General features: G+C 42.4%; 11 protein-coding genes. 4 read left to right on the top strand and 7 right to left on the bottom strand.

Annotated elements, in window-relative coordinates:
* Positions 1-155: 155 nt before the first annotated feature.
* Genes HNR41_RS03255 through panB form a run of 3 tightly spaced genes read right to left on the bottom strand, consistent with a single transcriptional unit; the run spans position 156 to position 2,798 of the window.
* Positions 156-1,145, bottom strand: coding sequence for a CAP domain-containing protein (locus tag HNR41_RS03255; protein WP_184281701.1), 990 nt, complete (start codon positions 1,143-1,145; stop codon positions 156-158).
* Between the two features lie 12 nt (positions 1,146-1,157).
* Positions 1,158-1,997, bottom strand: a complete 840-nt coding sequence (gene panC / locus HNR41_RS03250) for a pantoate--beta-alanine ligase (RefSeq protein ID WP_184281699.1) — start codon at positions 1,995-1,997, stop codon at positions 1,158-1,160.
* Entirely contained in the window at positions 1,998-2,798 is an 801-nt protein-coding gene (panB, locus tag HNR41_RS03245) for a 3-methyl-2-oxobutanoate hydroxymethyltransferase (protein WP_184281697.1), read from the bottom strand.
* A gap of 73 nt (positions 2,799-2,871) precedes the next feature.
* Here panB and HNR41_RS03240 point away from each other — a divergent pair, with 73 nt between their 5' ends.
* Positions 2,872-3,756 (top strand): ketopantoate reductase C-terminal domain-containing protein, encoded by an 885-nt coding sequence (locus HNR41_RS03240; RefSeq protein ID WP_184281695.1) that lies wholly within the window; start codon positions 2,872-2,874, stop codon positions 3,754-3,756.
* Between the two features lie 43 nt (positions 3,757-3,799).
* Here HNR41_RS03240 and HNR41_RS03235 read toward each other — a convergent pair whose 3' ends face one another.
* Both HNR41_RS03235 and HNR41_RS03230 read right to left on the bottom strand, forming a co-directional pair.
* The gene (locus tag HNR41_RS03235; protein ID WP_184282849.1) at positions 3,800-4,417 is read right to left on the bottom strand and encodes a DedA family protein; all 618 of its coding nucleotides are present in this window, start codon (positions 4,415-4,417) and stop codon (positions 3,800-3,802) included.
* 31 nt (positions 4,418-4,448) lie between these two features.
* Positions 4,449-5,906 (bottom strand): protein adenylyltransferase SelO, encoded by a 1,458-nt coding sequence (locus HNR41_RS03230; RefSeq protein WP_184281693.1) that lies wholly within the window; start codon positions 5,904-5,906, stop codon positions 4,449-4,451.
* A 176-nt stretch (positions 5,907-6,082) separates the two neighbouring features.
* On the opposite strand from HNR41_RS03230, the gene HNR41_RS03225 reads away from it, so the two are divergent.
* Positions 6,083-7,186, top strand: a complete 1,104-nt coding sequence (locus tag HNR41_RS03225; protein ID WP_184281691.1) for a YkvI family membrane protein — start codon at positions 6,083-6,085, stop codon at positions 7,184-7,186.
* 114 nt (positions 7,187-7,300) lie between these two features.
* On the top strand, positions 7,301-8,377 hold the full coding sequence (locus tag HNR41_RS03220; RefSeq protein ID WP_184281689.1) for a YkvI family membrane protein: 1,077 nt from the start codon (positions 7,301-7,303) through the stop codon (positions 8,375-8,377).
* A 426-nt stretch (positions 8,378-8,803) separates the two neighbouring features.
* Here the strand turns inward: HNR41_RS03220 and HNR41_RS03215 are convergent, their stop codons facing one another.
* A complete protein-coding gene (locus HNR41_RS03215) occupies positions 8,804-9,784 on the bottom strand; it encodes a nuclease-related domain-containing protein (RefSeq protein WP_184281687.1) in 981 nt (326 codons plus the stop codon).
* Between the two features lie 235 nt (positions 9,785-10,019).
* On the opposite strand from HNR41_RS03215, the gene HNR41_RS03210 reads away from it, so the two are divergent.
* Positions 10,020-11,090 (top strand): YkvI family membrane protein, encoded by a 1,071-nt coding sequence (locus tag HNR41_RS03210; protein WP_184281685.1) that lies wholly within the window; start codon positions 10,020-10,022, stop codon positions 11,088-11,090.
* A gap of 53 nt (positions 11,091-11,143) precedes the next feature.
* On the opposite strand, the gene arcC is transcribed toward HNR41_RS03210, so the two are convergent.
* Positions 11,144-12,082 (bottom strand): carbamate kinase, encoded by a 939-nt coding sequence (gene arcC / locus HNR41_RS03205; protein ID WP_184281683.1) that lies wholly within the window; start codon positions 12,080-12,082, stop codon positions 11,144-11,146.
* Between the last annotated feature and the right edge of the window lies 1 nt (position 12,083).

Genomic DNA, 12,083 nt, shown 5'->3' with positions numbered 1-12,083 from the left:
GGCCTTCATCAGGACGATAAACTTATTAAAACCCGATGAGCGGCCTTCATCAGGACGATAAACTTATTAAAACCCGATGAGCAACCTCCCCGCCGCCTCATCTAACCCCACCAGACAAAAAACACCCGGATTCAACAATCCGGGTGCTCACTCAATTATTTCTGTATATAATTCTCCGTATAATACGGCACATTCTCATTGTTGTACTCGATACCGACACCGATATAGTTAAATTCGTTGTTCAGTACATTCACCCGATGTGACGGCGAGTTCATCAAACTGTGATGGGCAAATATCGGCGATGTATGTCCTGTCGCAATATTTTCCCCTGCCAGCCTGAAGTCAACCGAGCCATTTAACAGTCTGTCTTTCAGTGTGCTGCCGTCAGGTGAATCGTGATCAAAGTAATTATTCTCTGCCATATCATAGCTGTGGTAGTATGCGGTTTCGTCTGCAGCAGAATCACGTTCAAGTGCTGAATAGCCGTACTCCGCACGCGTTGCATTTACTAAATTGAAATGCATCGCTTCATTGTCTTCCTTTGACGGATTATTATAAAGATCGTTGATTTCAATCACTTCGTCTTTATTAATAATCAGCATACCGTTCACCCTGTAGTTTTCATGTATATCGTAAAAGAAATATGCATAGTGGTTGCCGACATCGAACACATCGTATTCGTCATGGTCGACTTTCAGCCGCTTCCACTGTTTTCGTATATATTCAACCGGTTCACCGTATACTTCACGGACGTTTTCCCGATTCATGCCGTCGATACTCATCTGTCCGATAGATACATCATCGGAGTTCGTATATCCTCCGGTAATAATACCGTCCCGGACGAGCAGCATGTGAAATGCACCGGGCTGCTTCATCACTACAAAGTTGCCTTCGTATTCCGAATGAATCACCTGCTGGTCAGCTGCTCTGAATGATGCTCCAAGAGAATAGTCAATATTCGTTTCCTGGGCACCGTGCACCTGTTCGATTTTCGTTGTATCGTAGCTTGGGATTACATTCTGTTCCAGCCAGTGATTGAAATAATCTTCGGTCAGTCCGTCTTTAAAATCGTAGGATTGTATGGCCGGTACGATTAAAAACAATGATGCATATAAAATTAACAGTGCCGTAATTCGCCGTACCATATTATTCCTCCATTAAATGCTGACGTATAAGTTATCAATCAATCGTGCCTTTTCAAATTGTACTGCAATAAATATAATAACATCCTGGTCGATATTATCAACGGCCTTGAGACTGCGTGCTGTGTAAATCGCAAGGTCATCGACACTGCCGCTTGTCCGCTGTTCGATATGAAGTCTGATAAATGACTTCACTTTGTCTGCATTGACAGTACCGCTCTTAATCTGTTCAGCTGCATTCGTCAGCGCCGCATAAATTTCAGCCGCTTCTGTATACTCCGACTCACTTAAATTCACGTTGCGTGAACTCTTTGCAAGACCGCTTTCTTCGCGTTTGGTGGGTACGCCGATAATGTCAACCGGCACGTTAAAGTTTTCAACGTACCGCTCGATAATCATCAGCTGCTGGCGGTCTTTCTGACCAAACACAGCAACGTCCGGCTGAATAATATTAAACAGCTTGCCGATAACCGTCACAACACCTTCAAAGTGACCCGGGCGCTTGACGCCATCCAGTATATCTGCCATCGTTTTAATACCGACAGTGAATTCCATCTCATCAGGGTACATTTCATCCGTCACGGGATGGAATACAATATCCACACCATGTTTTTCACAAATACTTAAATCCCGTTCAAGATCGCGCGGATAGCTGTCATAATCTTCATCCGGCCCAAACTGCAGCGGGTTGACAAAAATACTGACTGCCACAATATCAGCATGCTGTTTCGCTTCTTCTATAAGCGCTGCATGTCCTTCGTGGAGATAGCCCATCGTCGGTACAAGTGCAATTGTCTTATCCCGGTGAGCTGCCAAAAGCGTTCTGATTTCTTTAATCTCCGCTGTATGTTCCATTTATTCGAACACCCGTTTCTTATACGTCGTTTCCTCTGTCGGGAACAATCTGCTTTTCACTTCGTTGCGGTAATTCGTCAGTCCTTCACGCGCTACTGAATTCATGTCCGCATAAGGTTTAACAAACTTCGGCAGACGATCACTGCCGTACTGCAGCAGGTCATGGTACACAAGTACCTGGCCATCTGTATGAATTCCTGCACCGATACCGATTGTTGGAATATTTACCGTCTCCGTTACTTTTTTAGCCAAATCCATCGGAATGGCTTCAAGCACCATCATCGATGCGCCTGCTGCTTCAAGCGCTTTTGCATCTTCAATCAGCTTTTCAGCCTGATCGGCATCTCCCGCCTGCATTTTGAATCCTGTAATACCAAAGTGCTGCGGAGTTAATCCTAAGTGACCGCACACAGGAACGCCCGCTTTAACAAGTCCTTCGATTACATCAAAAGAGTCGGAACCTTCCATTTTGATCATGTTGGCATCACTTTCCTGATACAGTCTGATACCGTTTTTAATTCCTTCGTTGACGTCCGCATGATGCGAACCGAAAGGCATATCGACAACGATAAACGTATTACCCGCTCCGCGTCTTGCCGCTTTCGAATGGTGAATCATATCGTCCAGAGTCACCTGAACCGGTGATTCATATCCGAGCACTACCATTCCCAGTGAATCTCCCACTAAAATGATATCTGTCTCCGCCTGTTCTGCAAGTTTTGCAGAAGGATAATCGTATGCTGTTACCATCACTATTCTGTCATTGTTTTTCATGCTGATTAAATCTGCTGTCGACTTCATAGTTTCCCTACTTTCTGAAATTAGATATAATTATTTTACCACAAATATAAGAAAAAATTAACGGAGTGACATTATGAAAATTGGTATTATCGGTGCGGGTGCTGTCGGCAGCATTATCGCCCGTGAATTCTCTCTATTGCCGGAAGATAAAGTACAGCTGACATTAATGGCAAGGACTGAGCGCGGCGGCTTCACAATTCTTGAGAACGGCGTCAAAACATATCATGAAATTAAAGTTCATGAAGTTAAGAAAGTAACTGAACAATTCGATGTGTTATTTATCGCATCAAAGACACCGGCACTGAACGAGCTGCAGCATAAAATCCAGCAGCTCACGCATGAGGATTCGGAAATTATTTATGCACTGAACGGCATGGGCTACGATGATGTTTTCGCACGGGGAATTCCAGGCGTTGTTTATATAAGCGGTCAGCAGCATGATGGTTATATAGAACACTTCGTCAATCAGAAAATAATCCTGCCCCAAAAAAATTACAGGTATATCGATAAACTGATTGGGCTGATTGAAAGCAGTAACGCCGTAAATTTTGATTTGCAAAAGAGCGCTCAGTTTAATAAGATACGCTATGAAAAACTGCTCATTAATGTCGGTATTAACTCGATGACAGCACTCAGTAAAAACACTTCAAAAATATTTGAAGATGAGCAGATGGTTCAATTAACACGAAGGCTTCTCCAGGAAGCCATCACAGTTGTGAATCAATGCAACCGGCACGGCATAACTGTAGAATCCGGATTTACGGATTATGCGATGGATATGTATTTCAGCTATCCGAGGGAAATGGGTACGAGCATGTATTACGATGTAATGGCAAACCGTTCAACGGAATTCAAATATATTCAGCAGTTTATACACGATATGAAAGATGGATATGATATCAGGACACCGGTTCTAGACGTCGTTGTCACACTGCTTCAGGCATATGAAAAACAGTAAAATTAAAAGGGATGACAGTGAAAGCTGTCATCCCTTTTCAATATTATTTCGCTTTCTTTTTCGGTCTGAAATAAAAGAGCCACGCTAAAAATACAAGACCCGCCAGTATAATCAGTCCGTATATAATATTCGCGTAGACGTCCATAACCGCTACGATATCTCCCCAGTTTTCCCCGACCGACGCACCTAAATTAACAAGTACAATATTCCAGATTGCCGTACCGGCTGTTGTCAGCACGAGGAATTTAACCATGCCCATTTTACTCATGCCGGCAGGAATTGAAATCAGACTTCTGATCAGCGGAATAAAGCGGCAGAAAAACACCGTCCACGGACCGTATTTATCAAACCAGCTGTATGACTTATCAACATCCTCAGTCGTCACACGGAGCCATTTACCGTACTTCACGACAATACGCTTCATACGTTCAGGACCAAGCATGCTCCCGATATAATATAAAATAACCGCACCGCCGACAGAACCGGCAGTCGATGCAATAATCACACCTGTAATTGTCATATCAGTCTGTGCGGTCATAAAACCGCCGAACGTTAATATTACTTCCGACGGAATCGGAGGGAATATATTTTCCACTGCTATTAAAACGACAATCGCGGCATAGCCAAACTGGTTAATGATTTCTTCTAAAAAATTCTGCATCATTCTTCTGTCCTTTAATTAAAATTCACATTTATGTTCCGCAATATGTTTTAAAGTCCGGGTCAACATCATTTTCACCCGGTGTATTTATATATTTCCCGCCAAGCTTATCATTAAACGGTTTGGATACAGCTTTTAACAGCTGCTTCAATTCTCCGTAGTGACCGTCCAATGCCTGATTCAATGCTTTTTGAACGAGATGATTACGCGGTATAAAACTTGGGTTTGCCGCATTCATCGCAATATTAATCTCATCTTTTTTGTGAGGCTGCGCTTTCTTTCTCGCCTGATATTTCTCGAACCAGTTGATAAATTCACCATCGTTAAACATCGGCAGTTTATCGTAAGCAGTGAGATAAATATCTCTGAAAGTACGCGTATAATCCGCCTCATACTTAAACATAAATCCGAGCAGCTCATCGACGAGCTCCACGTCATACTGTTCTTCATAATCAAGATCTAGTATACCAAGTTTATTGCCCATTAATGAAATATACTTTCGGTTATAATACTGCGGATACTTATCCAGTGTTTCCTGAGCCAGCTTCACCGCTTCGTCCTGTGAGCTGTCAAACAGCGGACACAATGACTCGCCGAGCTTGCCTAAATCCCACTGGCCGATCGGCGGCTGATTTTTATAACGGTAGCGTCCTCCGGTATCAATTGAACTGAAATACGTATCCGGATTATATACATCGATAAAAGCACACGGACCGTAATCAATCGTCTCGCCTGAAATCGTTATATTATCCGTGTTCATCACACCGTGAATAAAGCCGACGCTCTGCCACTCTGCTATCAGCTCTGCCTGTTTACGCACAACATGATCGTAAAACAGCAGATACTTTTTATCTTCAGAGAGCGGAGCAAGATACGGATAATGGCGTTCAATCGCAAAGTCCGCGAGTGCTTTTAAGTCGTCTTTTGACTGGCGTGCAGCGTATTCGAAAGTACCGACACGGATATGGGAATCTGCAATGCGTGTCAGAATACCGCTTGCTGTCACAGTCTGGCGTGTCAGCTGTTCTCCTGTATCGACAACTGCCAGTGCACGCGTCGTTGCAATACCGATGTTCGCCATATACTCGCTGATGATATACTCGCGCAGCATGGAATCTATCGGCGCCCGTCCGTCACCCTGACGCGAGTATTTCGTTGCACCTGAGCCTTTAAGCACGACATCATACTTTTGTTCATCTGTGTTATGCTCACCCAGGAGGACATTGCGCCCGTCACCCAGCATATTCAGAACACCGAACTGATGTCCCATGTATGCCTGTGCAATCGGTGCTGCTGATTCGGGCAGTCTGTTGCCGCTGAAAAACTCAGCATCATCTTCAAGTGCGTGTTCATCCAGCTCAAGCAGTCTGGCCAGATGGTTATTAAACAATACGACCTTCGGCGCTTCCGATTCTTCCGGTTCATACGGCGACCAGAATGTACGCGGCAGCGATTTATAATCATGTGTAAAATTAAAGCCTTTATACATTAATAATTCTCCTTCCGAAAACAAACGCTCAAATCTAATCTATAGTAACTGAGTATACTATATACGGAAATACTTGCATAACAGAAATGACCGTCCGCTGAATTATTTTAAAATTTTTGTTAACTTTTCATGAAACAGGGTATAATTTTAAACATATAGAAATAGGAGTTGGAAATATGTCTAATGGTAACAAAAGGGCTTCCTGGAAATATGCCTTTGCCTATACCGGTATCGTCGTCGGTGCCGGCTTTGCAACAGGGCAGGAAGTACTGCAGTTTTTCGCAAGTCATGGTTTAATCAGTATTGCAGGTGTCATTCTGACAGGACTGATTATTATGTTTATCGGCCGTCAGGCAGCTAAACTGGGATATTCAACACACGCAGAGTCCCACGTGCTGCCGCTGAACACTCTGTTCGGTAAAAAGTTCGGCCTGGTTGTAGATATTATTCTCGCATTCTTTTTATACGGTCTGGCAATTGTCATGATCGCAGGAAGCGGTGCAACATTTAACGAAGGTTTCGGCATCCACCCGCAAATCGGTGCGGTAGTGCTGATTGTTCTTGCATTTATTACATTATTAATGGATTTCGATAAAATCGTCTCCATAATAGGTGTCATTACTCCGGTACTGGTTATTGCATTATTCCTGATTGCCGGTTATAACATAATGAATCCAATGATTCCGTTGTCCGAAGTCAATCAGTACAATGATCCTTCCCGGGCACCGACAAGCAGCTGGTGGTTTGATGCCATTACTTATGCAGGTTTCACACTGGCTACAGCATTCAGCTTTTTATCAATAATGGGTTCTGAATCAGCCCGCCAGTCAATTGTAAGACGCGGCGCTGTATACGGCGGATTACTAATAATGGTCCTTATGCTGCTGATTACATTTGGCGTACTGTCGATTCTGCCGATTGCGTACGATGTCGCACTGCCGACAATGCAGATGGCCTCAAATGTATCTCCGTGGTTCGGAACTGCATACTCGGTCATTATTATATTGCTGATTTATAACTCTATCGTTGGATTTTTATTCCCGTTCCTGGCACGTTTTACTAAACCTGGATCTAAAAAATATAAAATCCTCCTGGCAGTTTCACTCGTTGCCGGTTATTTCGGAACATATGTAGGGTTTGTTGAACTCGTAAATATCATCTACCCGTTATTCGGATATGTCGGGTTAATTATCGGTGTAATGCTGACAATCCGCTGGACTTTCTTAAAAATAAAAGCCCGTAAACTTGCAGAAAGATTTTCTGATAATAACGAAGAATAAGAAGTACCCTGCTTATTACTTAACTGTAATAGGCAGGGTGTTTTATTTTTGGATGTTTATCTTTGTCTGAACAGTTTATATAAGTTATGTAAACAACAAACAGGAGATGAATTTATGGCACAAGGTAAAAACCGCGCCTCATGGCGCATAGGCTTTGCGTATGCCGGTATTATTGTCGGCGCAGGATTCTCAACAGGACAGGAAGTTCTGCAGTTTTTCGCAAGTCACGGGATGGTCAGTATTTTAGGAATTATACTGGCGGCACTGATTTTAATGTTTGTCGGCAGACAGGCAGCAAAACTCGGTTTCCGTTTAGATGCGGATTCTCATGAGACACCACTCCGGGCTTTATTCGGAAAAAAACTCGGACTCGTTATCGACTACGTATTAATATTCTTTTTATACGGCATCGCAGTCGTTATGATTGCGGGGAGCGGTGCTACATTCAGTCAGGCATTCGGTATACATCCGCAGATTGGTGTACTCATTATGATATTAATTTCATTTGGTACACTGCTGCTCGACTTCGATAAAATCGTCAATATCATCGGCGGCATCACCCCGCTGTTAATTATCGCAGTCATTATTATTACCGGATACAACATATTAAATCCAGAAGTTCCCTACTCGGAAGTAAATAACTACGTAGACCCTTCACGTACACCGACTTCATTCTGGTGGTTCGATGCGATAACTTATGCCGGTCTCGCACTTGCAACAGCATTCAGCTTTTTATCAATTATGGGGTCCGAAGCATCCCGTCATGCAATCGCAAGACGCGGCGCAATATACGGCGGATTGATAATAATGCTGTTAATGATCCTTGTTAACGTCGGCGTACTGTCTATCATGCCGACAGCAAACGAAGTCTCGCTGCCGGCGATGACTATGGCAGAAAACATGGCGCCTTGGCTCGGCACAGTATACTCAATCATTATTATTCTGCTGATTTTTAACTCAGTGGTCGGATTAATGTATCCCTTCCTGACCCGCTTCACAGAACCATACTCAGGAAAATACAAAATCATGCTAGTCGTTTCGCTGATTGCCGCGTTTATCATTTCAAACGTCGGTTTCGTCGAACTCGTCAACATCGTCTACCCGATTCTCGGCTATATCGGCTTGGCGATCTCCGCCTCACTGTTTATCCGCTGGATAATGAACAAGAATACGAAGAAAAAGCTGCTTTAAATGCGATAAACCCCGTCCACCTGAGTGTGGATGGGGTTCTTTGTTATGTTTGGGGCTGTTGTTTGGGTGTGTGCAGGACAATGTCAATTCAACAAAGTACATACAAATCGCTATATAGACAATGTCAATTCAACAAAGTACATACAAACCGCTATATAGACAATGTCAATTCAACAGAGTGCATACAAACTGCTGTATAGACAATGTCGATTCAACAAAGTACTTACAAACTGCTGTGTAGACAATGTCAAATCAACAAAGGTTTTACAAACTTCTGTATAGACAATGTCAAATCAACAGAGTACATACAAATCGGTGTATAGACAATGTCAAATCAACAGAGTACATACAAATCGGTGTATAGACAATGTCAATTCAACAGAGTACATACAATGTAAATAGTCTTACTAATTACGTGGAAACAGTTCATTTTTGCGTTAAATAGTCTTTATATTTAATATGTGTATCTCCTTTACTTAATGCATCATCAAAATCTTTGTATTTAAACTGATATGTGGTCGAAACTCCATTTTTATTAATATAGCAATGCTTCAAGAGAGCACGGGAAACGGTTTTCCAGTGAATCTCTTCGTTAATCAAATATGAGAACGCAGTCCGCGTCATCGGCTTACCGTAGAATAAAAACTGATAGTCGTTCATCGCCCTAAGCAGATGAGTTTCGTTACTTTCTTTACTTCCGCATTCGCTGCAGACTAAGTGAAACCGAGATTTTATCAGACTAAAACTCCCGCACTGCCCGCAATATATTCCCTTCCTCAGCCTCGCCTCATCCACATTATTATCTATATAGGGATTTTCGACTATATTCTCACTGAGGAGCCGGATTATAAATTGCGACTTATTGCCGATTTTACCGCCGCGGAATCCCCTCAAGTATCTCCGCAGATCCATCCGCACGACTATTTTCGGCCACAATGAGTTATCATCGGTTTGAAGATAAAAATCATCACTCACGAAAATCAGTTTTCCGCTGACCCCAAATTGACCATTCACCGAATTCTTCAAGCCGATTAACTTCCCAACAGCCCGGTTCAGCTGAGCCAGCGGTGCTTCGGATATTCTCTGTCCATTTCTAAACCAGTCCCCGCCCTCGACTTTATAATCTCCAGTATAATTTTTTATCTCGTTAACAACGATTCCGTCATCATTAATTACCAAAGCATCGTACTGCGTAACTGATTTTCCAAGTTTAAGATAAAGGTCGCGGTAAACTAAAACATCATCATGACCAACGTCTTCAAAAATATCATCGTATAAACACTCGCCTTCAAAGCCTTTCTGAAATGTTTTAAACCAGCTTTTCTCCACACTCGTTAATTCGCATCTTCTCTCTAGCGTTTCGTAAAATAATAAGTCATGTGATTTGCCTCTGGTATTCAAAAACATTTGACCGCCTCCACAACATAATTAAGTCACTTCAGTTATACAACAAAACACTCCAAAAAAGTCGCTCATACTAAGCAACATACAAAAATTACAAAACTGCACAAGTGCGATTTCGAAATAATATTACATTATTTACACTAAACTTTATATTACCTTTTACACAATCACGGTTATTATAAAATCCCAAGTGTGTTAGTATATTGACTTGTGTTAATTATTTAGGAGGAGATTTTTTGTGGATTCACAAAAAGATGCAATAAAATTCGCGCTCGCCTATACAGGTATTGTCGTAGGTGCGGGGTTCTCAACTGGACAGGAAGTTTTACAGTTTTTCTCCAGTTTTGGCTTATGGAGTTTTGCAGGGATAGCGCTCACTGCAATTTGTGTAATATTTATCGGCAGACAGACTGCCAAATTGGGTTACAGATATGACGTACCTTCCCATGAAGTACCATTGAATAAATTATTCGGGAAAACTGCAGGTACGCTGATTGACTATGTATTTACTATTTTTATGTATGGTATTGCAATAGTGATGGTTGCAGGGAGCGGCTCTGCATTTAAAGAAAGTTTCAACATTGAGCCCTGGATTGGAACAATAATATTAATTGTTCTCGTATTTTTCACCTTACTTATGGATTTCAATAAAATCCTTACCGTCCTCGGAGTCGTTACACCGTTTCTCGTGATTGCGGTATTTATTATTTCTGTCATTAATATAATGAACCCGCAGGTGGCAATTGATCAAGTCAATCAGATCGCAGATATCAGCCGTACACCGACTGGTTTATGGTGGCTTGATTCCATCACCTATGCAGGTATAGTTCTCGGGGTGACATTCAGCTTCCTGTCTATTATGGGTGCTGATGCTGATAAACAGTTCGTCGCAAGACGCGGTGCTGTTTACGGCGGTATTATCTTTATCGTTATGCTGCTCTTGTTAAACACGGGCATGCTCGCTGTGCTTGATGAAGCAAATGAAGTGGCATTACCGACACTGGTAATGGCAAATGCGATTCACCCTGTACTCGGCACCTTGTTCTCGATTATTATCATTCTGCTGATTTACAATACTGTCGTCGGCATGCTTTATTCAGTGGCAGCAAGATTTACCACACCTTATTCCAAAAATTACAAACTGCTGCTTGCAGCAATGCTCATAATTGGATATCTTTTAACATTTATCGGCTTTGTCGATCTCGTTAACTTCTTCTATCCAATCTTCGGCTACGTCGGCATAATCATCGGAATTGCACTCTTAGTGAGATGGATTATGAATAAGAATACAGATAAAAGATTATTATAAGCACAAACAAATAAAGCGGTGAAGACCCCAGTCTTCACCGCTTTAAATCTGTATTAAAGTTTAATTCTCGTACCCGCTTTACCTTCAAGCGCCAGCACTGCTTCATCTAATGAGCAGATGATGCCTTCTTTGCCTTCGTGTTTAGCGAATGCGATTGCTGCTTCAATTTTCGGCAGCATTGAACCTGCCGGGAATTGTCCGTCAGCAACGTGTTTTTCCGCTTCTTCAACAGTAATTTCCTCAAGCTTCTGCTCGTTTTCTTTACCGAAGTTAATAAATACGTTAGGAACGTCTGTAAGCATCATGAACACGTCTGCTTCAGTTTGTTCTGCTAACTTAAGACCTGAACGGTCTTTATCGATTACAGCTTCTACGCCGTGGATCTGACCTTTGTCATCGCGGTAAATCGGAATACCGCCGCCGCCTGATGATACGACGATTGATGTTTCGATTAATGTTTTAATTTCGTCCACACCGTGGATTACTTTTGGTTCCGGAGAAGGAACAACACGTCTGAATCCGCGTCCTGCATCTTCAGCCATCTGGTAGCCTTTTTCTTCTGTCATCTGTTTAGCTTCTTCTTCAGTGAAGAATACGCCTACAGGTTTAGTCGGGTTATCGAATGCTTTGTCGTCTTTGTCGACTTCAACCATAGTAAGAAGTGTCACAACGTTAGTGTCGTCTCCGCCTTCATTCAGTCTGTTTTTCAGAGCTGATTCCATCATGTAGCCGATCATACCTTGTGATTCAGCATTGTTAACAAAAATCGGCATAGCCGGAATGCTTTCTTTAGCTGCTTCGTTTTGAGCAATGATGTTACCAACCTGAGGTCCGTTACCGTGAGTTACTACGATTTTGTGACCTGCTTCTGAAATTTCAACCATGCGGTTTGCCGCGTTGATTACGTTCTGGTTCTGGTTTTCGAATGTCGCTTCCTGTTTCGGCTGTAAAATTGCGTTACCGCCCAAAGCTAATACTACTTTTTTACCCATT

It is taken from the genome of Jeotgalicoccus coquinae, from assembly GCF_014207425.1.
Lineage (GTDB): Bacteria > Bacillota > Bacilli > Staphylococcales > Salinicoccaceae > Jeotgalicoccus > Jeotgalicoccus coquinae.
The sequence above is the reverse complement of the archived record's forward strand: the minus strand, read 5'-3'. Positions and strand labels throughout refer to the sequence as shown.

Excerpts from the sequence above, each read along its gene's own strand:
- HNR41_RS03255 (WP_184281701.1), bottom strand. The coding sequence starts at position 1,145 with ATGGTACGGCGAATTACGGCACTGTTAATTTTATATGCATCATTGTTT.
- panC (WP_184281699.1), bottom strand. The coding sequence starts at position 1,997 with ATGGAACATACAGCGGAGATTAAAGAAATCAGAACGCTTTTGGCAGCT.
- panB (WP_184281697.1), bottom strand. The coding sequence starts at position 2,798 with ATGAAGTCGACAGCAGATTTAATCAGCATGAAAAACAATGACAGAATA.
- HNR41_RS03240 (WP_184281695.1), top strand. The coding sequence starts at position 2,872 with ATGAAAATTGGTATTATCGGTGCGGGTGCTGTCGGCAGCATTATCGCC.
- HNR41_RS03235 (WP_184282849.1), bottom strand. The coding sequence starts at position 4,417 with ATGCAGAATTTTTTAGAAGAAATCATTAACCAGTTTGGCTATGCCGCG.
- HNR41_RS03230 (WP_184281693.1), bottom strand. The coding sequence starts at position 5,906 with ATGTATAAAGGCTTTAATTTTACACATGATTATAAATCGCTGCCGCGT.
- HNR41_RS03225 (WP_184281691.1), top strand. The coding sequence starts at position 6,083 with ATGTCTAATGGTAACAAAAGGGCTTCCTGGAAATATGCCTTTGCCTAT.
- HNR41_RS03220 (WP_184281689.1), top strand. The coding sequence starts at position 7,301 with ATGGCACAAGGTAAAAACCGCGCCTCATGGCGCATAGGCTTTGCGTAT.
- HNR41_RS03215 (WP_184281687.1), bottom strand. The coding sequence starts at position 9,784 with ATGTTTTTGAATACCAGAGGCAAATCACATGACTTATTATTTTACGAA.
- arcC (WP_184281683.1), bottom strand. The coding sequence starts at position 12,082 with ATGGGTAAAAAAGTAGTATTAGCTTTGGGCGGTAACGCAATTTTACAG.